Source organism: Collimonas arenae (assembly GCF_000786695.1).
Classification (GTDB): Bacteria; Pseudomonadota; Gammaproteobacteria; order Burkholderiales; family Burkholderiaceae_D; genus Collimonas; species Collimonas arenae_A.
Genome location: NZ_CP009962.1, coordinates 1,738,986 through 1,760,152 on the forward strand (window position 1 = coordinate 1,738,986; position 21,167 = coordinate 1,760,152).

Sequence of the window (21,167 nt, forward strand, 5' to 3'; positions counted from 1 at the left end):
TCTCCGGTTTTTTTACCGGTCAGGTCAGCTACGATCCATTGAAATCGCCGGAAACCAATATAAGTTCAGGACGCCGACAGACGACATGTTGCGCCAGTGTCGTTGTCAATACCGAGATTGCCCGTAGTCAGGCAAACAAACAGGAGTCGTTGTATGGATTTCACGCAGGATGGGAAAAATCCCTCCAAGAATGTAGTTGGCATCAGCGTGGTTGTTGTTCTGCATGTTCTTCTGATTTACGCACTTCTTACTGGATTGGCGCGCAAGGTTGTGGAAGTGATCCAGCAACCGGTTGAAACCAAGATTATCGAAGAGATCAAACCGCCGCCACCGCCGCCACCACCGAAACAGGTTGTGCCGCCACCGCCAAAATCGGTCGCGCCGCCACCGCCGTTCGTACCTCCACCCGAGGTCAAGGTAACGCCGCCGCCAACAGACAACGTGATTGCCGCGGTGACCAACGTCAAGCCGCCGACCAATGATTTGCCGACATCGGTGGCGCAGCCTGCTACCAACGGCGAAGCAGGTCCAGCGCATACCAGCGCCAAGATTGCAGGAAATTGCGAGAAACCGGAGTACCCGCGCACTTCATTGCGTAATGAAGAAGAAGGCATGGTCACGGTCAAGCTGACCATCGGCGCCGACGGCAATGTGCTTGATTCTTCTGTTGAAAAGAGCAGCGGCTTCAAGGAGTTGGACAGAGCCACGGTGAAAGCCTGGAGCCTGTGTCATTTCTCGCCAGCCATGTCGGACGGCAAAGCGGTGCAGTCCACCACCAAAATGCAATATGTCTGGAAACTTGAGTAGGTTCACGTCAGCGCAGATATAGACGAACCATTTACCACGTCGCGATTGCGGCAATCTACTTTCTAATTTTGGAGCACAAGCATGTCTATCACCCGTAACCGCTTATTTTCCTTGCCTTCCGCCCTGGCTGCAGCCCTGATGATCTCTGCAATGACGATCTCGCCGCTGGCAGCAATCGCCCAAACTCCTGCCGCAGCATCTGCACCTGCTGCCGCTACCTCCGCGCCGGCCGCCGATGCACCTAAAGCTGCAGACGCTGCAGCAGCATCGCTGGTAGATACCCCCGTTCCGCCACCGGCTCCTGCCGATCACGAAACAGTCAATAACCCATACGGCCTGGACGCCCTGTGGAAAGGCGGCGACTTCGTTGCCCGCGGCACCCTGATCATCCTGGTGCTGATGTCGATGGGTAGCTGGTACATCATCATCACCAAGCTGCTCGAGCAAGTGAAGTTGATGGGTCAAGCCAGCAACGCTAAAAAGACATTCTGGAAAGCCGCTACGGTTGCTGCCGGTGTTGACGGCCTCAAGCCAAACAGCGCTTACCGCTTCATCGCGCAAAACGGTTTGAATTCGACCGAACACCACGACGGCGCCCTGCTGGAACAAATCGACCTGAACACCTGGGTCACCATGTCGATCCAGCGCTCGGTTGAGAAAGTACAAAGCCGCCTGCAAGACGGCCTGGCCTTCCTGGCAACCGTCGGTTCAACTGCACCGTTCGTCGGTCTGTTCGGTACCGTCTGGGGTATTTACCACGCGCTGACAGCGATCGGTATCGCCGGCCAGGCATCGATCGACAAAGTTGCCGGTCCAGTGGGTGAAGCGCTGATCATGACCGCAATCGGTCTGGCAGTGGCTGTGCCTGCGGTGTTGGGTTACAACTGGCTGGTTCGCCGCAACAAGAGCGCAATGGAAGAAATCCGTTCGTTCAGCGCCGACCTGCACTCGGTGCTGTTGAGCGGCGTGATGTCCTCGAGCTCGGCGGTCCAGGTTTCGCATATCAATAAAAAGGTTGGCTAATCATGGCGATGTCACTCGGCTCTGATGGGGACGAAGACGAAGTGATCGGCACGATCAACACGACGCCGCTGGTCGACGTCATGCTGGTCTTGCTGATCATCTTCCTGATTACGATCCCGGTGGTGACCCATACGATTCCAGTGAAGTTGCCGAACGAATTCGACGAACCTTACAAGACCAAGCCGGAGAACATCAATCTGGCGGTCAATAAGCAAGGCGACATGTTCTGGAACGAGCAGCTGGTGCCGAACACCACGACGTTGCTGGCGAAACTGAAGGAAGTGGCGGTTATCGTGCCACAACCGGAGCTGCATATCCGCGGCGACCAGCAAACCAAGTATGAATACATCGGCAAGGTGATCCTGACTGCGCAGCGGGCAGGGATCGCCAAGATCGGGTTCATTACCGAACCGCCTGCACGCAACTGATCAATTGCGGGACAGTTTATGAAGCGCTGAAGAGCGGTGAATGCACTGTCCCTCAACTGAACATTCAGGAAGTCTCAAACATGAGGAGCATCAAATGGGTATGAATGTAGGCTCATCCGGCGGCAACGCCAATGATCCGGAACCGATGATGGAAATGAACATGACGCCGCTGATTGACGTCATGCTGGTGCTGATCATCATGCTGATCATCACGATTCCGATCCAGAATCACGCGATCAAGCTGAACATGCCGACCGGTAATCCGCCGCCGCCACTGGCCTTGCCAGTGGTCGATACGGTGGATATCGATCCAACCGGCACGGTGATGTGGAACGGCACGCCGATGGCGAGCCGGGCCGAGCTGGAAGGCAAGCTGAAGCAAGTCGTCGCTGGCGGCAATATCGATGAAGTGCACCTGCGTCCGAACAAACTGGTGGAGTACAAGTCGGTCGCTGCCGTGATGGCATCGGCACAACGCCTGGGTGTCACCAAGATCGGCGTCGTCGGTAACGAGCAGTTCATGGAATAGTTAGTTGTTAACAAGGTAAGTTATGATTTATCTGCCCTTCTGATTAGTTGGGGACAGAGTCGCCCGGATAGCGTAATTCGCCGTGCGCTGGCTCTTAAAGCCGGGCTGGCCGCCTCTGTCCCGCAAGTAATTTGAATGCGGTTGACAGCCGCTTTCTGTCCTCATACAGTGAATCCAGTTTGTTTCCGCTAATAAAAACAATGCCAGTGGCAGATGAAAGCGATGGATGCAACAACATGATTGAATACCTGATTGGCGTCGATGGCGGTGGCACCGGCACCCGCGTACGCCTTGCGCGCAACGATGGTGTATTGCTGGCGACCGGAAGCGGCGGTCCTTCGGGACTGATGCACGGCGTTGAACAAGCCTGGTCCGCGGTGCTGGATGCGCTGCATGGCGCATTTTCGACGGCGGGGCTGGTACGTCCGGCACTCGATAAAATGGCGATTGGACTTGGCCTGGCGGGAGTGAACAACAGGCAATGGGCAGCTGATTTTTCCGCCAGGAATCCTGGCTTCGGAGATGCTGTGATCGAGACCGACGCCTTTACCACATTGGTCGGCGCGCACCAGGGCCAGCCAGGCGTCATCATCGCCATCGGCACCGGTAGCGTCGGCGAAGTATTGACGACTGATGGCCAACGGCGTGAAGTGGGCGGTTGGGGTTTTCCAGCCAGCGACGAAGCCGGCGGCGCCTGGCTCGGCATGCGCGCCATTACCCACGCTCAGCAAGTGCTGGACGGTCGTGCGCCAGGCAGCGATTTTTCACGCGCACTGATGTATTTCTGCGATCGTAGCAACCAGGCGCGCAACGTTCATTTCGACAGCCATCGCGATAGCATGTTCGCCTGGCTGGCAAGCGCCAGCCAGACCGCTTACGCGCAAGTAGCGCCGTTGGTCATCCAGCATGCCGAAAGCGATCCTGCGGCACGCCAGTTGATGCTCGACGGCGGCCGGGAAGTAGCCAAGATCGCCGCCGCGCTTGATCCGGGCGGAGAGCTCCCGATAGCACTGTGTGGCGGCATCGCTGCGCACATACAGCCGTACCTGCCGGAGCCGTTGCTGGCGCTGGTAGTCAAACCGCATGCCGATGCGGCAGCGGGTGCTTTACGCCTGATCGATCAGCGCTTAAAAGGATATCAAACATGCTAGCTCAAATAGAAAAACTCAAACCGGATGCCGCCAGCGACACGCCTTTATATCTGCAACTGGTCAACCGGCTGTCCGAGCAAATCAATGGCGGCGTCTGGCAACCTGACGAAGCGCTGCCTTCCGAGCGCATCTTGGCGGAATCGCTTGAGATATCCCGGGTGACCGCACGCAAAGCCATCGACGTTTTGTGCGACCGCGGCATGCTCATTAGAAAGCGCGGTTCCGGCACCTACATCACGCCTAAGTTGGAACAGCCGCTGTCGCGCCTGACCAACTTCAGCGAAGAGTTGCGGCAACGCGGCTTTCGCCCGGGATCGCAATGGCTGCTGCGCGAAACCGGCATCGCGGTGGCGGAAGAAATCCTGGCGCTGGGTTTGTCACCCAATACCGTAGTGTCGCGGCTGAAGCGCTTGCGGACTGCAGATGACGTGGTGATGGCGATCGAAACCACCACCATCCCGGCCTTGTATCTGCCGGATCCGAAAGCGGTGACCGATTCCTTGTATGTGCATCTGGAGACGCTCGGCGTAGCGCCGGTGCGGGCCTTGCAGCATATCCGCGCCATCAACGCCAGCGCCGACCAGGCCAAGCTGGCGGACATCAAGACCGGCGCAGCGATGCTGCACATCACGCGCGTCGGCTATCTGGAAAGCGGCGCGGCGATCGAGCTCTCGCATTCCTATTGCCGCAGCGACTACTATGACTTCGTTGCGGAGTTGCGGCGATGACCGGAAGCAGTCAGCCGGGCAGCGAACAACGCAGCGCTACACTCAGAGGCAATATCCTGACGCCGCAGGGCTGGATCAGCGGCATCCTGCATTTCGATGGTCGCATCAATGCGATTGACGGCATGCCGGTCGATCCCGAAGATAACAGCGATCCTTACATCTTGCCGGGTTTCATCGATTTGCACGTGCATGGCGGCGGCGGCAAAGACATCATGGATGGCGGCGACGCTGTCGATGTCATCGCTGCGATTCATGCGCAGCATGGCACCACCAGCATGCTGGCGACGACCATGACTTCGCCGCTGAGCGATCTGGAACAGGCGCTGGAAGCCTGCGGCCACGCCTGCCGCACGCGTCGCGCAGGTACTGCGCGGGTGCTTGGCGTGCATCTGGAAGGTCCGTACATCAATCCCGGCAAGCTTGGCGCGCAGCCCGATTTTGCACATGCCGCCACCTTGCAGGAAGTGGCGCGCCTGAGTGTGCTGGCGCCGATCAAACTGATTACGGTAGCGCCCGAGATGGAAGGCCATCTGGAAGTGGTGCGCATGCTGAGTGAATCCGGCATGCGGGTGCAGATCGGCCATACCCTGGGCAGTTATGAAGACGGCGTCCAGGCGTTGCAGCACGGCGCTTCCGGCTTCACCCATTTGTTCAACGCCATGACCGGCTTCCAGGCGCGCGCGCCCGGCATGGTTGGCGCGGCGCTGGCGCATGCGCGCTACTCGGAACTGATTCCCGATTTGCTGCATGTGCATTCGGGGGCGATCAAGGCAGCATTGCGCGCTATTCCCAGGTTGTACTGCGTGACCGACTCAACCGCCGCCACCGGCATGCCGGACGGCGACTACATGCTGGGCCGTCAGCATGTGCACAAATGCATGGGCGGCGTCAGGCTGGCCGACGGTACCTTGGCCGGCAGCACGCTGACCATGGACCAGGCCTTGCGCAACCTGGTCGGCCTCGGCCTTGATCTGGCGGATGCGTCGCACCGCGTCTCGACGTATGCCGCCGATCATCTTGGCTTGCCGGAGCGAGGCCGTCTGGTGCATGGCTGTCACGCCGACCTGGTGGTGCTGGACCGGCAACTTAATTTAACCGCGGTATATGTAGAGGGAGAACAGATTGGTCACAGAGAAGTTTAGTTCGCTGATGTTGCAGGAAGCGTGTTCGGCTGCCGAGCATGTAGCTTTACAACTGACACGAGACGGCGACAGCTATGCAGCACTCGGCGCTCGCCTGCGCGCAGCGCAACCGGGCAACGTGCTGACTGTCGCACGCGGCAGTTCCGATCATGCCGCCAGTTATTGCGCCTACCTGATCATGGCGCGTCTTGGCCGCATCGTGGCCTCGCTGCCGATGTCGCTGGTGACGCTGTACCGGTCGCCGCTGGTGACCCGCGATGCGCTGGCGATTGCCATTTCCCAATCCGGCCAAAGCCCGGACGTGATCGAACCGATTCGTTATTTCCGCGAAGGCGGCGCAACGACGGTGGCGCTGGTGAACGATGCTGCTTCGCCGCTGGCCGGCAGCGCCGAATGGACATTGCCGCTGCACGCAGGGCCAGAATTGAGCGTGGCGGCGACCAAGAGTTTCATCACCAGCCTGGTGGCCGCAGCACGACTGGTGGCGCATTGGCAGGACGACGCCGAATTTCTGGCGCAGATCGAAGCCTTGCCGGCGGCACTGCGCGCGGCCACCGAAGTGGATTGGTCAGCAGCGATTGAAGTATTGGCGCCAGCCTCCAGAATCATGGTGGTAGGACGCGGCGCCAGCTTTCCGGTGGCGCTGGAAGCGGCCCTCAAGTTCAAGGAAACTTCGGTGCTGCAAGCAGAAGCGTTTAGCGGCGCCGAGATCAAGCATGGCCCGATGGCGTTGATTGACGAAGGTTATCCCTTGTTGATTTTTGCAACCCGCGGACCGACCCAGGCCAGCCTGCTCAAGCTGGCGGAAGAAATGCGCGGCCGTGGCGCACGCGTGTTGCTGGCGGCGCCGGCCGATGTGAGCGAGCGCGACCTGACATTGCCGGTTGGGTCGACGCCGGATCTGGATCCGATTGTCGCCATTCAAGCCTTCTATGTGATGGCCGCCAACCTGTCGATTGCGCGTGGACTGGATCCCGACAAGCCGCGTCACCTCAGCAAAGTGACCAAGACTAACTGATTGATGCCGGCGCGGGCTATTGCGCCGGATAGATGGAGCAGCAAGATGAGTAGCAAGCTAGAGCACACCACCACGCGCCAGATCGCCGGGCAGTTGATCATGATTCGCATGCCGGGCACGGTGCTGGATGCGGAGACTGCGCAGTTTCTACGCGATAACCATATCCGCGCAGTGTGCCTGTTCCGTCAGAACATGGTCAATGCCGAACAGCTGAGCAAGCTGACTGCCGATTTGCGTGCGGTGATGGGACCGCACGCGCTGATCGGCATCGACCAGGAAGGTGGCGCGGTAGTGCGCGCAACCTGGCTGCCGTCACCGCCGGCGGCAATGTCTCTGGGGGCAAGCAATGACGTGGCGTTGGCGCACACGGTCGGCGCGGCAGTGGCGCGTGGCATCAGGTCGCTCGGTTTTAACTGGAATTTTGCACCGGTGCTGGACTTGAACAACAATCCGGCCAATCCGGTGATCGGCGAGCGCTCCTTCGGTTCCGATCCGCAACGCGCTACCGAGCTGGCGCTGGCATGGATGGAAGGCAGCTTGTCGGAAGGCGTGGCCTGCTGCGTCAAGCATTTTCCCGGTCACGGCGATACCCATGTCGATTCCCATCGCGACCTGCCTACCGTCGATAAGCCGCGCAGCGCGCTGGATGCGCTGGAGCTGGCGCCGTTCAAGGCGGCGCGGCGGGCGCCGGCCATGATGAGTGCGCACATCGTCTATCCGGCGCTGGATGCGGAACATCCAGCCACCTTGTCGCGCAAGATCCTGACCGATCTGTTGCGTACAGAATGGGATTACCGTGGCGTCATCATCACCGATGGCATGGACATGCATGCCATTGCCGGCCGCTACGGCGTCGGCAAAGCCGCCGTGCAAGCACTGGCTGCCGGCGCTGACATGGTGATGGCGCTGGGTAACCGCAGCACACAGGAAGAAACCTTGACGGCGCTGACGGCGGCATTGAGTACGGCGGAGCAGGGCAGCAATCTTGACAGCAGCAATATAGAAGCCCGCCTGGTGCGCCTCGACAGTCTCGCTGTCACTTATCCTTGCGCTGCTTTCGGCTATCTGACCGAGCCTGCCGACCAGCGGCTGATGGTCGATGCCTGGCGGCGCGGCTTGACCGTTACCGGTAATCCACAACGCCTGGCCGATGGCGCAAAGGTGCGCCTGGTGGCTTGCGCCGATGCGTCGGGCGACGGCGTCGCCGAAGCGGGCCTGCCTGCCAGCGCAGTCGCCGACTTGCTGGCGCGACGCTACGATGTCGACCTCGTTACTTTCGACGATGCAGAGGCGTTTGACTGGGCCGCTTTGCCGGATGACGGTCGCACTGTAATCCTGGCGTCGACCACCCGCTTGCGCTATGGCGCGAGGGCGCGGCAAAGCTGGCGTCCCGACCTCCATCTGGCGTTGTGGAATCCGTTCCAGACGCTGGATATCGCAGCTCCGGCGCTGATTACCTACGGTTTTTCCGTAGCTGCCCTGGATGCGGTCGGCGACTGGCTGGCGGGGACATTGGAAGCGCATGGCAAGATCCCGCTGGCGGCGATGGTCAGCAGCGATTTGCAATCCTCGCAATCCTCGCAATAATCACCAAGTATCCACCAGAGACCAGAATGGCTTACGACCTCGGCAACGCAGAACCGATCATCTTATACAAGGCGGCTGTTGACATGCGCATTGAAGAAAAGCCCGAGCATCATCCCGCACTCTGGGTGCCGTCCCTGTATTTCGCCGAGGGCCTGCCGTATTTCGTGGTGGCGACCATCGCCGGCCTGATGTACAAAAGCATGGGCATGGCCAACGACCAGATTGCCCTGTGGACCGGGATGCTGGGTTTTGTCTGGGTCTTCAAGCCGCTCTGGAGTCCGTTCCTGGAAGCTGCGCGCAGCAAGAAAGCAATCGTCCTGCTGTTCCAGTTTTTCGGCGGGGCCAGTCTCGGGCTGGTAGCGCTGGCCTTGCATTGGCCGAATTATTTCGCAGTCAGCATCGCCTTGCTGGCGCTGGTGGCGATCTCTTCTGCAACGCATGATATCGCCGCCGACGGCTTGTACATCGCCAGTCTCAGTTCGACCGAGCAGGCTACCTATGCCGGCTGGCAGGGCGGCTTCTACAATGTCGCGCGCTTCTTTTCGTTGGGCGGGCTGGTGGTGCTGGCCGGTTATTTTGAAAAACATATGCCGGTGGCGCAAGCCTGGAGCCTGATATTCGGCATGCTGGCGCTGAGCATGCTGCTGCTCGCTGCCTATCATCTCTGGGCCCTTCCGGTTGGCCGGAATCCGGAGCGTCCGGCCGGTGGCAAGGGTGTGATGAGGGACGTCTGGCTGACCTTGCGTGAGGTGATTATCGATTTCTTCCAGAAACCAGGCATCTGGCTGGCGATCCTGTTCATCATCCTGTTTCGCGCCGGGGAAGGGCAGATTACCACTATCGGCCCTCTGTTTCTGCGCGCTGCGCGGGCGGAAGGCGGCCTGGGACTGGCGACGGCGGAAGTCGGCGCCGTGTATGGCACGCTGGCTACCGTGGCCTTCATCGGTGGCAGCCTGTTGGGTGGTTACTTCACTGCCTGGCGTGGTTTGAAGCGCAGCATGTTCTTCCTGATCCTGGCCATGAACCTGCCCAATCTCGCCTATTTTTTCCTGAGCACCGCCATGCCCACCAACCTGGGCGTAATCGGCGCTGCGCTGAGCCTGGAGATGTTCGGCTACGGCTTCGGCTTCGTCGGCCTGATCCTGTTCATCATGCAGGAAGTCGCGGTCGGCAAGTACCAGATGGCGCACTATGCACTCGGCACCGGCATCATGCAGCTGGGTTATGTGCTGTTCAAGATCGTCAGCGGTTCGGTCCAGGCGGCGCTTGGCTACCAGCACTTTTTCCTGTGGGTGCTGATATCGGCGATACCGGTGTTGCTGCTGTCGCGCATCGTGCCGATCGGGCGTCATGAAAAAGCCGCCGCAGACGCCGCGCAAGCGGTCGCGAGCTGACGATGAAGCGTCTTCAGCATAGCCTGCTGGCGCTCGCCGCCATGTCGGCTGCGGGCAGCGCCAAGGCCGCTGGCACAGGGATCTTCTTTGATGATTTCCATTACGCAGACGCCAAGGCGCTGCTGGCCGGCGGCTGGAAAATCCGCGACCAGCAAGGCCATCCAGGCATAGAACATGGCCAGTGGGGACCGGACACGATCAGCATCGTGGATGATCCGGAAACCAGTGGCGAACGCCTGCTGCGCTTGAACGCACGTACTGACGGTACGGCGCAAGGTACGTTCCAGGCGCAGCTCTGCCATCAGCGTAAATATTTCGAGGGCACCTACGCTGCCCGCATTCGTTTCAGCGATGTTCCCGTGGAAGGCCCCGGCGGTGATCTGGTGGTCGAGGCTTTCTATGCCTCCAGCCCGCTGAAGCATGATTTTGATCCGCAATATAGCGAACTTGACTGGGAGTATCTGCCCAACGGCGGCTGGGGTAATCCGCATAGCCGTTTGTATAGCGTGTCCTGGCAAACCGTGCAGATGGAACCCTGGAACGCCTTCAACCAGGTACATGAAGAACAGCGCGCCTTGGGCGGTTGGCACACCGTGCAGATGCAAGTCGCCGCCGGGAAAATCCGCTATTTCCTGGATGGCGTGCAACTCGACGAGCACGGCGGCCGCAATTATCCGGCGCAGCCGATGTCGATCAATTTCAACCTGTGGTTTTCGCCGAGTGGCGTGCTGCCCGATACCAAGGCGCTGCGCCGCTATCAGCAGGATGTGGCCTGGGTGCTGCACGCCAAGGACCAGCTGCTGTCGCCGGTGCAGGTCGATGCGGCAGTCAGCGCTTATCGCAAGGCCGGCACGCATCAGGTCGATACCGTACCTGCGATGACGCCTGCATTGGCGTCGAATTGCGATTTTTAACATTACCTGAGCAGGTGGACGCACGATGAAACTGATTCGATTGACGATGTTGATGGCGGCGCTGCTGCCGTTGTTGGCCAATGCGGAGGGCGCAAGCGCCAAGCCGGGATATAAGGTTGTCGCCTACTATCTGCCGTCACAGCGCCAGTATTCCGCAGCAGATATCGATCCAGCTAAAATCACCCACCTGAACTACGCCTTCGCGGTCATCAAGGATGGTGAAGTGGCTGCCGACCAGGCAATCAGCGCCGAGCAAGGGCCGCGCGATTTTGTCGTGCTGCGTGCCCTGAAGCAGAGAAACCCTGCGTTCAAGACCTTGATTTCCGTTGGCGGATGGGCCGGTTCAAAGGACTTTTCCAATGTCGCCCTGACGCCGCAAGCACGCAAGAAATTCGCCGCCAGCGCGCTGGATTTTATTCGCAAGAATGGTTTTGACGGCGTCGACATCGACTGGGAATTTCCGGTCGCCGGCGGCGATGCCGGCAACGCCATGCGGCCGGAGGACAGGCAGAACTACACGCTCTTGCTGCAAGCCTTGCGCGATCAGCTCGACAATGCCGGCAAGCAGGAGCACCGCAGTTATCTGTTGACTGCTGCGATAGGTAACAACCGGGCTTTTTTCCAGAACACGGAGATGCCCAAGGTCGCAACGATCGTGGATTGGGTCAATATCATGACCTATGACTTCAGCGGTACATGGAACAAATTTGCCGGTCACGTTGCGCCGCTATATAACGATCCGGCGCTGGCGCGGCCCGAAGCCAATCCGAAATTCAATGTCAGCAGCACCGTGGAGATGGCTTTGCAAGAAGGGATTCCCGCCGGAAAACTGGTTCTGGGCATGCCTTTCTACGGCTATAGCTGGAAGAAATGCGGCGCAACGCTGCATGGCCAGCATCAGGACTGCGATGGCAAAGGGCGGGGCAGTATAGAGGATGGCGAGCTGGACTATACCGATATCGACAGCACGCTGGTCAACCGTAACGGCTTCACCCGTTACTGGAACGACGCCGCCAAAGTGCCTTATTTGTTCAACCCGGATACAGGTGAATTTGTCAGCTACGACGATCCCGAATCGCTGGATTATAAAATCAGGTATTTGAAACAGAAGGGGCTGGGCGGAGCGATGTTCTGGCAACTGTCTGCAGACCGCAATGCGGCCTTGCTGGACAAGGTGGCGGCGGACTTGCTGCCGCCAAGATAATTTTTCGCCTGCCGGTTACTCCAGATGCCAGCCGCGCGAATACAGGCAGGATTTGACCATGGCGTCTCTCTCGCTGTTGTTGATATCGTATTGCGAATAGCTCGGCGGCACATACATGCCAGGATAGGTCGTGCACCTGGTATCGCCATTATCATTTTTCCTGCAATAGGTATTTCCCGGCGTTTGCATGCCCGGGTTGAACTGGCTCGCCACAACGATCGGATAAATCCGCATGGCTTCCTGTTTGCAGGCGAACTCGTCCGGGTAAAGTTCGGTTGACGGCTTGTTTGGATGGACCCATGTGGAGGCGCAGCCGGACAGCATGACGGCGGCAAGAAAGGCGATTCCTGTGTGCAGAATGTTCATCGTGATTCGTTTTGACGCAATGCGAAAATGGTGTGTATTGAGCAAATAGTAACATTCGATTTGCGTCGCTCAAAAAAAAGCCGGCTCCGAAGAGCCGGCTGGCTTTTACTTCAGGCTGCGTGCTTTCGCTTACAGCCCCAGTCTTGAGATGAAAGTATTGGTGAAACCCAAGGTGCCGGCCGAACCGTAAGTGTTGCAGGTTGGCGAAGCAGAACCCGGTGCGCAGTCATTGTCGCGATCGAAGGACCAGAAATGGATCCCGGCCAGGCCGTTGGCCTGGGCGAAATTCACCAGCGTCGCCACATCGGCGATCGAGAAAGTTTCATTAGCCGAGTCGTTGCCGCCGATCATCGGAGTGACTTCAATCTGCTTGTACGGCACGCCGTTCTGGTTATGCAGGTTGACCGCCGATTGCACCGCCGAAGCGCCCATGTCGCAAGCGCCGCTGCTGTTGGTGATGCAATTGCCGCCGGCCGGGCTGCCGTAATCCATCGCCATCAGGTTGATGGTGTAGTTGGTCAGGCCATAGGCCTGGATCGACTGCATCACCTGCACGCCGTAGTAACCGAGGCTTGGCGAGACATTACCGCCCAGCGTCGCTATCGTGAAGCTAAAGCGCAGGTTCGGATAAGCCGCCTGTGCGTTTTTCACCCGCAGCACGAGGTTGTTGATATCCGCAGCAGTCTGACCGGCTTCTATATCGAAGTCTATGCCCACCAGGTTTGCCGAATAATAGGTCTGGATAAATTTCGTGAAGTCGGCATCGTTGGTGCAAGTGAACGAGCCCGATGCGCCGCCGGTGGAGACAATGTATTTCTTGCCGGCGTTGACGAACGCTTGCACATTGGCTGCAGCGAAGGCCGATGCCGATACGCCGCCCCAGTTTTCACTACCGCAGGCGCCGGTCGCAAAGGCCCAGGTCAGGGTGGTGAGTTTGGCTGGCATGGCGCTCAGTACCGTCTGGGCACTGCCGTTGACGGCGGTACTCATAGCATAGGTATTCCAGTTCAGGTTGATGCTGCCGTCTTTGTATGGACTGAAAACGAAGCCGGCCGGCGTGGTGCCGCCACCTGGAGGAGGAGGAGGAGGTGGCGGAGGAGGCGGAGGAGGAGTAACTGTGCCGCCGCAGTTGGCGACGATGGTCCATGGCTGGCCGGTGCCCGAGCCGCCGTTGCTGGTCGAAGGATTATTCCCCTGGGTCCACCAGTTCGCTTTGTAATTGACGCCGTTGTAGCTGACGGTGGCGCCGCCGGTATAGGCTACGCTGGCGCTCCACGCGGTGTAGCAGGTTACCGTCGTCGCAGCCTGTGCGCTCGCAATCAATGGACTGGCGTCAGCGCTGCCAGTCGTTACGGCGCCGCAGGCCAGGGCGAGCATAAGGCCCTGTATGAGTTTCAGTTTCAATGTTCTCTCCTGAGAAGGTTGGTCAGCAGCCTTGGCTGCCGGAAGGCATATCGAGACTGTTACGCGTTGCGAACCAAGAATCGAAGCCGTTGCAAATGCCGCTGCGCCAGATTGCCGAAGGCAGACAACATCTCATCCATCATCTTCAGTATTTCCATATGGAAATACTGAATTAAGGGCACTGTAGAAGCAGGAAAAGTGGATGTCAATATGTATCTAACTGGTATTGCTTTAATAAATTGGTGGTCTCATTCTGGTTTGTTAAATATTTCTTCAATGTATTGATTACATTGGCTTTAATGGAAATTGTTCAGGCTGTTCTTTTGATAAGTGGACTGGTTGCGGTTTTGCAGTCCGAAGTGAAAATGTGCGTTTGCAGCGTAACGACGCAGCAGCAGCAGCGGATGGTTTTTCGAGGCGGATCGCGGCAGCAAGTATAATTCTTGCCTTTTTCATTATTCCCCCTGTTTGCTGCGGGAGAAGCGCTGCTATTGCCGGTTGTCCAAGCGCTGGCTTGAGGCCGCGCCATTGTTTTTTCAAAGGAAGTTGTTGCATGAGTTTATTTCGTACCAAAGATCTGGATCAGATGATCCATTCCAGCCGCAGCGATACCGGTTTGCAACGCACGCTCGGCGCCATGGACCTGACCTTGCTGGGTGTCGGCGCCATTGTCGGCACCGGCATTTTCGTCCTGACCGGCAGCGGCGCCTTGCTGGCGGGGCCGGGGCTTTCGCTGTCGTTCATATTGGCTGCCATCGCTTGCGGTTTCGCCGCGCTGTGCTACGCAGAATTTTCTTCCACCGTGCCGGTGTCCGGCTCGATCTATACCTATAGCTACGCCACGATGGGCGAACTGGTGGCCTGGATCATCGGCTGGGACCTGATGCTGGAATACGGCCTCGCGACCTCGGCGGTGTCGGTCGGCTGGTCGGGCTACATGCAATCGTTGCTATCCGGCTTCGGTATCGGTTTGCCTGCGGTACTAACGGCAGCGCCGGGCGCAGTGCCGGGTGTGACCACCTGGTTCAATTTGCCGGCATTCTGCATCCTGCTGGTGATTACCGCCTTGCTATCGATCGGGATCCGCGAATCTGCGCGCGCCAACAACATCATGGTATTCATCAAGATCGCCGTGGTGGTGCTGTTCATCGCGGTCGGCTTCGGCCATGTGCAGCCGACCAACTGGCAGCCGTACCTGCCGTTCGGCTACAACGGCGTGTTCAACGCTGCGGCGATCGTGTTCTTTGCCTTTATCGGTTTCGATGCGGTGACCTCGGCTGCCGAAGAGGTGAAGAATCCGGCGCGCAACCTGCCGATCGGGATTATCGCTTCACTGGGGATTTGTGCGCTGCTGTATGTGGTGGTGGCTGCGATCATGACCGGTATCGTGCCGTTCCAGAAATTTGCTGGGGTTGATCATCCGGTGTCGCTGGCGTTGCAATATGCGGGTGAGAATTGGGTTGCCGGCTTTGTCGATCTTGGGGCGATCATCGGCATGACTACGGTGATCCTGGTGATGACTTATGGCCAGACGCGGATCTTGTTTGCGATGTCACGCGATGGTTTGCTGCCGAAGAAGCTGTCCAGCATTCATCCGCGCTTTGCTACGCCGTTCTTTACCACTTGGCTGGTAGGCGTGATGTTTGCGTTTATCGCGGCGTTGATTCCCTTGAATATCCTGGCTGAGCTGATCAATATCGGGACCTTGATGGCGTTTTCGCTGATTGCCGTGGCGGTGCTGGTGTTGCGTAAGACGCGGCCGGATTTGCCGCGGGCGTTTCGTTGCCCGGGGGTGCCGTTTGTGCCGCTGGCGGCGATTGGGTTTTGTGTGTTTTTGATGTTTCATTTGCAGGCTGTGACTTGGATTGCTTTCCTTTGCTGGTTGGCGATTGGGTTCTTGGTGTATTTTGGCTACGCGCGTCGCCGCTCGCTGCTACATCCGAAGTAGTAGTTAAATGGGGTCAGAGGCGCTCGGCTAGAGTTTTTTTTCGCGGTTTTTTGCGAAAATTACTCTGACCCCTTTTAACGGGCCACGGAGTACGTGCGTTGGCATTTGGATGTTCGGTCGTCGTTACTTGAAACGGTTGCTACTCCGTGGATGCAAGCCGGGGATAGCCCGGCAGCTACTCACTTTCTTTTGCTTCGCCAAAAGAAAGTAAGCAAAGAAAAGGCGACCGCAAAGCCCTTGCCTTCCCTTCGGTCAGGTCCCCAAAAGAAGCGCGTGCCAGTCGGGTGGGGCACAAACTCGCTGCGCTCAGACATGTGCCCCACAATTCCCGACCGGCACGCACCTCTTTTGGCAAGTTCTCAATGCGGGGTAGTTCAAAAGCAACGACAACTTCAAAAGCAAAAGCAAAAGCAAAAGCAAAAGCAAAAGCAAAAGCAAAAGCAAAAGCAAAAGCAAAAGCAAAAGCAAAAGCAAAAGCAAAAGCAAAAGCAAAAGCAAAAGCAAAAGCAAAAGCAAAAGCAAAAGCAAAAGCAAAAGCAAAAGCAAAAGCAAAAGCAAAAGCAACTGAAACTGTAACTGTAACTTCAAAAGCAACTGCAACCGCAAAAGCTAATACAACGTCAACAACAAAAGAAAAAAGCCGCTGCCGTGTTCGCTTGTTTCATTGCGAACGCGGCAGCGGCTTTTGCCTGGTGGCTGTTTCTTAGGGTTTTGCGGCTACGGCGGTGTTTGCTTTTGCTTCGTCGCGTGCAATCACTACGCTGAGCTTGCTTGGGTCGATGTGTTTGCGGAATGCTTCGTTGACTTGCTCGACGGTCAGGGCGCTGATCTTGTCTTCGATCTGTTTGCTCCAGGCGAAGGTGCGGTCCAGATCCAGGTACCTGGCCCAGCCGGCGCTGAGTGCGTTGTCTTGGGAACGGGCGCGCTGGTTCTCTTGTAGGATGCCGGATTTGGCACGGGCCAGTTCATCGGCGCTGAAACCTTCTTTCAATGCGCGCGCCAGTTCTTCCTTGACTGCCAGGTCGACTTTTTCAAGATTTTGCGGGGCGGAGATGGCTTGTACCGAGAACCTGGCGGCGCGGCTGATGGCGCTGATGTCGACTGAGGAGCCGATGCCATAGGACAGGCCTTCTTTCTGGCGCACCCGATCCACCAGGCGTGATTTCAGGCTGCCGCCGCCGAACAGGTAGTTGGCGACCATCATGGCTGGATAATCGGCGTCGTCATCGCGCATGTCCAGATTCTCCCGGGCGACATAAAAGCCGTTTTCCTTGTCCGGTGAATTGATCACCTGCTGGAAAGGCGCCACGTCGAAGTTCTGGCGGATCAGACGCTGGTAGGGCGCTGCGCTTTTCCAGCTGCCGAATTCGTCCTGCACTACCTTGGTCACCGCCGCAACGTCGAAATCGCCGACGATCGCCAGCTCGCCTTGCGACGCACCGTAAAAGTCGTGATGGAAAGCGCTGACGTCAGCCAGCGATTCGGCCTTGATGCTGGCGATTTGCTGGTCGGTGGTTTGCGCCGCCAGCCAATGGCCTTGCGGGTACTTATTAAAATGCTGGGCGATGGCTTCCGCCGCCAGCGTGTTTGGCTCGTTGCGCGAAGCTTCCAGGTCAACCAGCGATTCTTTGCGCATCCGTTCAAATTCGGCCGGATCGAGACGCGGTTGCTTGAGTACGCTGGCGACCAGTTTCAATGCGGCCGGCAGATTAGCGCGGGTGGTCTGGAATTGCGTCAAGCCGCCGCTGATCTTCAGCTTGGAAAATTCATCGGCCAGTTGTTCGCGGGTCAATGCGGTGGTGCCGCGCATCAGCATGGCGTCCATCAGCTCGGATGCCGTCTTCTTGCCGAACAGGCTCTTTTCATCGCCCCACTTCAAGTCGATTTTGACCGAGACGGTTTCACCACGGGTCTTTTTCGGCAGCAGCGCCACTTTCAGTCCGCCGATCTGCGAGCGCTGGGTGCGGGCGTCGATATTGGCTTGCGACGGATCGAAAGCTTCGCCGTCGGCAATCGCCTGTGCTGGCTTGTATTCCTTCAGTACGTCGGCAAGGGCGGGTGCGGCAGGAACATCGGCGCGCAGCGGCTGGTCTTCCGGCAGGAACATGCCGACGGTGCGGTTGTCGCGGGTGAAGTAATGCGCCGCAACGGCCGCAACCTGCGCCGAGGTAACCTTGTTGGAACGGTCGCGGCCGAGGAACAGCAAACGCCAGTCGCCCAGCGCAATCGTGCCCGACATGGCAACGCCCACGCGCTGGTGATCGTTCAGCAGTTTTTCGAAGGCATTGGCATTGGCCAGACGCACCCTTTCCATTTCTTCGGGAGTAGGCGGCGTCTTGGCGAACTGTTCGACGCCGTCGATCAGCGCTTGCCGCACCGGTTCAATCGGTTCGCCCTTCTTGACCACGGCGGCGATGATTTCCAGGCCCGGCGCATAGCCGGTCATTTCATAGTTGAACACGGCCGTGGCTTTGCCGGTTTCCACCAGCGATTTGTGCAGGCGGCCGTTAGGCGTATCCGCCAGGATCGTGCCGGCATACGACAGCGCATCGCTGTCCGGATGCAGTTCGCTCGGAATCTTATAGGCCACCGCCACAATCTGGACGTCGCCCTGACGTCGCACGGTGACGCTGCGTTCGCCATCCTGGGTCGGTTCCACGGTCCAGAATTCACGCATCTTGCGGGTTGGTTTAGGCAGCTTGCCGAAAGCCTGATTGACCCATGCCAGCGTGGTGGCCGGGTCGAATTTACCTGCGATCAGCAGCACGGCGTTGTCCGGCTGGTAGTAGGTGCGATAAAAGGCTTGCAGGTTTTCGATCTTGACGTTTTCGATATCGCTGCGATTGCCGATGGTCGGCTTGCCGTAGTTGTGCCAATCGTAGGCAACCCCTTGCAGGCGCTTGATCAGCACGCCGAACGGTGAGTTTTCACCCTGTTCGTATTCGTTGCGGACCACGGTCATTTCACTGTCCAGGTCTTTGCGGGCAATGAAGGAATGCAGCATGCGATCGGCTTCCATGTTGATCGCCCACTTCAGGTTGTCGTCGCCGGCCTGGAAGATTTCATAGTAATTGGTGCGGTCGACATTGGTGGTGCCGTTGAACGACATGCCGCGCTGGCTGAAATCCTTGGGAATCGAAGGATGGTCCGGCGTGCCTTTGAACATCAGGTGTTCCAGCAAATGCGCCATGCCGGTTTCGCCGTAATTCTCGAAACGCGAACCGACCAGATAGGTCATGTTGACGGTCACGGTTGGCTTGGACGAATCGGGAAACAGCAAGACTTTGAAGCCGTTGGCGAACGCGTATTCGGTAATGCCTTCAGCGGACGGACCTTGGGTCACGCCGGCAGGCAAGGGCAACGCGGCGGTTGCCGCTTCTGTAATGCCGATAAAGCCGATGCCGCAGGCCGCCGCCAGCAAGTACGACAACAAACGGTTTGACCAGGGACGCTTACGGAATAGATGCATGAAATATCCGATCTGTGGAGAAGTAGGTAGACAAATATACGTTAAAGACTGAAGTGTGAATCGGAATCCGGTTTGTGGCAGATGCGCCAGCGGAGGGGGATGCCCCCAGACAAGATAAGCCTTGTTTATTTTGCCACAGCAGCCAATGGAAAAAGATCTATTTGCTGATTTGCGTAAAAAACGCGGGGCGTAGCATCTTCCTGTGCGAGATTTTTTGTGCGGCACGGACCTGATAACTCGTTGCTGTTCCGGCTTCTGTCTTCATTTTTTGATTGCAAAGCTAAAATTTAAGTTCTATTATTGGTCCAACCAATGGACCAATAAACCATCTTCAAACGGAAAACATCTGGATTGGGGAGAACAATAACAAGGAGGCAGTTTCAATGAGATTACATGGAAAGCGCATTCTGGTGACCGCCGCAGGCCAGGGCATAGGACGCGCCAGCGCCCTGATGTTTGCCCGGGAAGGTGCGCAGGTGCTGGCGACGGATGTCAATCCTGTCGTCCTGGCAGAAACTGCGGCGCTGGCGCGCGCAGACGGCGGGGATCTCGCCACGCAGCATCTCGATGTCACCGACGCCAAGGCTGTGGCCGCACTGGCGCAGTCGGAGGCGCCTTTTAATGTGCTGTTCAATTGTGCGGGTTACGTCCATCACGGCAGCATTCTCGATTGCAGCGAACGGGACTGGCAATTTTCCTGGGATCTGAATGTGACCGCCATGTACCGCCTGATCCAGGCGCTGTTGCCAACCATGCTGGCGCAAGGCGGCGGCTCCATCATCAACATGGCGTCCGCCGCCTCCAGCGTCAAAGGCGTGCCGAACCGCTTCGCTTATGGCGTAACGAAAGCCGCTGTCATCGGCATGACCAAGGCCGTCGCCGCCGATTTCGTCGCCCAAGGCATTCGTTGCAATGCTATCTGTCCGGGCACGGTGGAATCTCCCTCGCTGGAAGCACGCATCAAGGAACAATCCCAGTTACAGGGCAAGCCGATCGCAGAAATCCAGGCCGCCTTTGTCGCCCGCCAGCCAATGGGGCGAGTGGGCAAGGCCGAAGAAATCGCGGCCCTGGCGGTGTACCTGGCATCCGATGAGTCATCTTTTACCACTGGCGCCATCCATCTCATCGATGGCGGCTGGTCCAATTAATTCCGATTGTTTAATCCCGATTGTTGAATATGAAAGCGATGCCATGAAGTTGTTGAGATACGGCCCGAAGGGCCAGGAAAAGCCGGGCGTGCTGGACCCGCAGGGGCGCGTGCGCGATTTGTCGGGTGTGGTGACGGACATCGCCGGGCATTACCTGACGACGCAGGAACTGGATAAATTGCGGGGGCTTGATCTGAACAGCTTGCCGCTGGTAAGCGGTACGCCGCAGCAAAGCTTGCGCCTCGGACCGTGTGTGGGCGCGGTAGGCAAATTCATATGCATAGGCTTGAATTATTCCGACCACGCGGCTGAATCGGGCATGGAAGTACCGGCGGAGCCGGTGGTGTTCAATAAATGGACCAGCGCTATTTGCGGACCGGATGATGACGTCGAAATTCCGCGCGGCTCGCTGAAGACAGACTGGGAAGTGGAGCTGGGCGTGGTGATCGGCACCGGCGGCCGCTACATAGAAGAAGCGGACGCACTTAAGCATGTGGCAGGTTATTGCGTGATCAACGATGTCTCTGAACGCCAGTACCAGCTGGAGCTGGGCGGCACCTGGGACAAGGGCAAGGGCTGCGATACCTTCGGCCCGCTCGGTCCATGGCTGGTGACCGCAGACGAGATAGCTGACCCGCATGCCCTCAACCTGTGGCTGGAAGTGGATGGACACCGCTATCAGAACGGCAATACCTCCACCATGGTGTTCCGGGTGCCGGCGCTGGTCAGCTACCTGAGTCGCTTCATGAGCCTGCAGCCGGGCGATGTGATTTCCACAGGTACGCCGCCGGGCGTTGGCCTCGGCCAGAAGCCGCCAGTCTATCTGCACGCTGGTCAAGTGATGCGGCTCGGCATCGACGGTCTGGGAGAGCAGCGCCAACGCACCATCTCAATTTGACCAGGATAA

20 protein-coding genes are annotated in these 21,167 nt (G+C 58.2%); 16 read left to right on the forward strand and 4 right to left on the reverse strand.

What is annotated here, in order from left to right:
* Nucleotides 1-153: 153 nt before the first annotated feature.
* The 12 genes from LT85_RS07895 to LT85_RS07950 all read left to right on the forward strand — a co-directional run bounded on the left by LT85_RS07895 (nt 154) and on the right by LT85_RS07950 (nt 11,925).
* Complete coding sequence (locus LT85_RS07895; protein WP_038487227.1) at nt 154-807, forward strand: energy transducer TonB; 654 nt, start codon at nt 154-156, stop codon at nt 805-807.
* An 81-nt stretch (nt 808-888) separates the two neighbouring features.
* A complete protein-coding gene (locus tag LT85_RS07900) occupies nt 889-1,830 on the forward strand; it encodes a MotA/TolQ/ExbB proton channel family protein (protein ID WP_052134872.1) in 942 nt (313 codons plus the stop codon).
* A 2-nt stretch (nt 1,831-1,832) separates the two neighbouring features.
* A complete protein-coding gene (locus tag LT85_RS07905) occupies nt 1,833-2,258 on the forward strand; it encodes an ExbD/TolR family protein (RefSeq protein WP_038486804.1) in 426 nt (141 codons plus the stop codon).
* Nucleotides 2,259-2,352: 94 nt separating this feature from the next.
* Nucleotides 2,353-2,787, forward strand: a complete 435-nt coding sequence (locus LT85_RS07910; RefSeq protein ID WP_156117466.1) for an ExbD/TolR family protein — start codon at nt 2,353-2,355, stop codon at nt 2,785-2,787.
* A 236-nt stretch (nt 2,788-3,023) separates the two neighbouring features.
* A complete protein-coding gene (locus LT85_RS07915; protein WP_038487229.1) occupies nt 3,024-3,938 on the forward strand; it encodes a BadF/BadG/BcrA/BcrD ATPase family protein in 915 nt (304 codons plus the stop codon).
* Nucleotides 3,932-4,666 (forward strand): GntR family transcriptional regulator, encoded by a 735-nt coding sequence (locus tag LT85_RS07920; RefSeq protein WP_038487231.1) that lies wholly within the window; start codon nt 3,932-3,934, stop codon nt 4,664-4,666. Before LT85_RS07915 ends, LT85_RS07920 begins: the two co-directional genes overlap by 7 nt.
* Nucleotides 4,663-5,808, forward strand: coding sequence for an N-acetylglucosamine-6-phosphate deacetylase (nagA, locus tag LT85_RS07925; RefSeq protein WP_052134873.1), 1,146 nt, complete (start codon nt 4,663-4,665; stop codon nt 5,806-5,808). Before LT85_RS07920 ends, nagA begins: the two co-directional genes overlap by 4 nt.
* Nucleotides 5,809-5,815: 7 nt before the next feature.
* Nucleotides 5,816-6,826 (forward strand): SIS domain-containing protein, encoded by a 1,011-nt coding sequence (locus LT85_RS07930; RefSeq protein WP_172657028.1) that lies wholly within the window; start codon nt 5,816-5,818, stop codon nt 6,824-6,826.
* A gap of 45 nt (nt 6,827-6,871) precedes the next feature.
* Nucleotides 6,872-8,413, forward strand: coding sequence for a beta-N-acetylhexosaminidase (nagZ, locus tag LT85_RS07935; protein WP_052134875.1), 1,542 nt, complete (start codon nt 6,872-6,874; stop codon nt 8,411-8,413).
* Between the two features lie 83 nt (nt 8,414-8,496).
* On the forward strand, nt 8,497-9,807 hold the full coding sequence (locus LT85_RS07940) for an MFS transporter (RefSeq protein ID WP_038495453.1): 1,311 nt from the start codon (nt 8,497-8,499) through the stop codon (nt 9,805-9,807).
* Between the two features lie 2 nt (nt 9,808-9,809).
* Entirely contained in the window at nt 9,810-10,721 is a 912-nt protein-coding gene (locus tag LT85_RS07945) for a glycoside hydrolase family 16 protein (RefSeq protein WP_052134878.1), read from the forward strand.
* A 25-nt stretch (nt 10,722-10,746) separates the two neighbouring features.
* On the forward strand, nt 10,747-11,925 hold the full coding sequence (locus LT85_RS07950) for a glycoside hydrolase family 18 protein (protein ID WP_038487233.1): 1,179 nt from the start codon (nt 10,747-10,749) through the stop codon (nt 11,923-11,925).
* Between the two features lie 15 nt (nt 11,926-11,940).
* Here LT85_RS07950 and LT85_RS07955 read toward each other — a convergent pair whose 3' ends face one another.
* From LT85_RS07955 to LT85_RS26475, 3 genes are all read right to left on the reverse strand, one after another.
* Nucleotides 11,941-12,291, reverse strand: a complete 351-nt coding sequence (locus LT85_RS07955) for a hypothetical protein (protein WP_038487235.1) — start codon at nt 12,289-12,291, stop codon at nt 11,941-11,943.
* 129 nt (nt 12,292-12,420) lie between these two features.
* Nucleotides 12,421-13,695, reverse strand: coding sequence for a carbohydrate-binding protein (locus tag LT85_RS27300; protein WP_038487236.1), 1,275 nt, complete (start codon nt 13,693-13,695; stop codon nt 12,421-12,423).
* Between the two features lie 285 nt (nt 13,696-13,980).
* Nucleotides 13,981-14,250 (reverse strand): hypothetical protein, encoded by a 270-nt coding sequence (locus tag LT85_RS26475; protein WP_156117467.1) that lies wholly within the window; start codon nt 14,248-14,250, stop codon nt 13,981-13,983.
* On the opposite strand from LT85_RS26475, the gene LT85_RS07965 reads away from it, so the two are divergent.
* Both LT85_RS07965 and LT85_RS26480 read left to right on the forward strand, forming a co-directional pair.
* The gene (locus tag LT85_RS07965) at nt 14,249-15,643 is read left to right on the forward strand and encodes an amino acid permease (protein ID WP_038487238.1); all 1,395 of its coding nucleotides are present in this window, start codon (nt 14,249-14,251) and stop codon (nt 15,641-15,643) included. The genes LT85_RS26475 and LT85_RS07965 overlap by 2 nt on opposite strands.
* A gap of 362 nt (nt 15,644-16,005) precedes the next feature.
* The gene (locus tag LT85_RS26480; protein WP_156117468.1) at nt 16,006-16,350 is read left to right on the forward strand and encodes a hypothetical protein; all 345 of its coding nucleotides are present in this window, start codon (nt 16,006-16,008) and stop codon (nt 16,348-16,350) included.
* On the opposite strand, the gene LT85_RS07975 is transcribed toward LT85_RS26480, so the two are convergent.
* Nucleotides 16,347-19,112, reverse strand: coding sequence for a M16 family metallopeptidase (locus LT85_RS07975; protein ID WP_052134879.1), 2,766 nt, complete (start codon nt 19,110-19,112; stop codon nt 16,347-16,349). The genes LT85_RS26480 and LT85_RS07975 overlap by 4 nt on opposite strands.
* A 383-nt stretch (nt 19,113-19,495) precedes the next feature.
* Between LT85_RS07975 and LT85_RS07980 the strand changes: the two genes are divergently transcribed.
* Both LT85_RS07980 and LT85_RS07985 read left to right on the forward strand, forming a co-directional pair.
* On the forward strand, nt 19,496-20,260 hold the full coding sequence (locus LT85_RS07980; protein WP_038487242.1) for an SDR family oxidoreductase: 765 nt from the start codon (nt 19,496-19,498) through the stop codon (nt 20,258-20,260).
* Between the two features lie 43 nt (nt 20,261-20,303).
* Complete coding sequence (locus tag LT85_RS07985; RefSeq protein WP_038487244.1) at nt 20,304-21,158, forward strand: fumarylacetoacetate hydrolase family protein; 855 nt, start codon at nt 20,304-20,306, stop codon at nt 21,156-21,158.
* The last annotated feature ends 9 nt before the right edge of the window (nt 21,159-21,167 follow it).

Bases quoted from the DNA above. Each gene is read 5' to 3' on its own strand.
- LT85_RS07895 (WP_038487227.1), top strand. From the start codon at position 154: ATGGATTTCACGCAGGATGGGAAAAATCCCTCCAAGAATGTAGTTGGC.
- LT85_RS07900 (WP_052134872.1), top strand. From the start codon at position 889: ATGTCTATCACCCGTAACCGCTTATTTTCCTTGCCTTCCGCCCTGGCT.
- LT85_RS07905 (WP_038486804.1), top strand. From the start codon at position 1,833: ATGGCGATGTCACTCGGCTCTGATGGGGACGAAGACGAAGTGATCGGC.
- LT85_RS07910 (WP_156117466.1), top strand. From the start codon at position 2,353: ATGGGTATGAATGTAGGCTCATCCGGCGGCAACGCCAATGATCCGGAA.
- LT85_RS07915 (WP_038487229.1), top strand. From the start codon at position 3,024: ATGATTGAATACCTGATTGGCGTCGATGGCGGTGGCACCGGCACCCGC.
- LT85_RS07920 (WP_038487231.1), top strand. From the start codon at position 3,932: ATGCTAGCTCAAATAGAAAAACTCAAACCGGATGCCGCCAGCGACACG.
- nagA (WP_052134873.1), top strand. From the start codon at position 4,663: ATGACCGGAAGCAGTCAGCCGGGCAGCGAACAACGCAGCGCTACACTC.
- LT85_RS07930 (WP_172657028.1), top strand. From the start codon at position 5,816: ATGTTGCAGGAAGCGTGTTCGGCTGCCGAGCATGTAGCTTTACAACTG.
- nagZ (WP_052134875.1), top strand. From the start codon at position 6,872: ATGAGTAGCAAGCTAGAGCACACCACCACGCGCCAGATCGCCGGGCAG.
- LT85_RS07940 (WP_038495453.1), top strand. From the start codon at position 8,497: ATGCGCATTGAAGAAAAGCCCGAGCATCATCCCGCACTCTGGGTGCCG.
- LT85_RS07945 (WP_052134878.1), top strand. From the start codon at position 9,810: ATGAAGCGTCTTCAGCATAGCCTGCTGGCGCTCGCCGCCATGTCGGCT.
- LT85_RS07950 (WP_038487233.1), top strand. From the start codon at position 10,747: ATGAAACTGATTCGATTGACGATGTTGATGGCGGCGCTGCTGCCGTTG.
- LT85_RS07955 (WP_038487235.1), bottom strand. From the start codon at position 12,291: ATGAACATTCTGCACACAGGAATCGCCTTTCTTGCCGCCGTCATGCTG.
- LT85_RS07965 (WP_038487238.1), top strand. From the start codon at position 14,249: ATGAGTTTATTTCGTACCAAAGATCTGGATCAGATGATCCATTCCAGC.
- LT85_RS26475 (WP_156117467.1), bottom strand. From the start codon at position 14,250: ATGCAACAACTTCCTTTGAAAAAACAATGGCGCGGCCTCAAGCCAGCG.
- LT85_RS26480 (WP_156117468.1), top strand. From the start codon at position 16,006: ATGCGGGGTAGTTCAAAAGCAACGACAACTTCAAAAGCAAAAGCAAAA.
- LT85_RS07975 (WP_052134879.1), bottom strand. From the start codon at position 19,112: ATGCATCTATTCCGTAAGCGTCCCTGGTCAAACCGTTTGTTGTCGTAC.
- LT85_RS07980 (WP_038487242.1), top strand. From the start codon at position 19,496: ATGAGATTACATGGAAAGCGCATTCTGGTGACCGCCGCAGGCCAGGGC.
- LT85_RS07985 (WP_038487244.1), top strand. From the start codon at position 20,304: ATGAAGTTGTTGAGATACGGCCCGAAGGGCCAGGAAAAGCCGGGCGTG.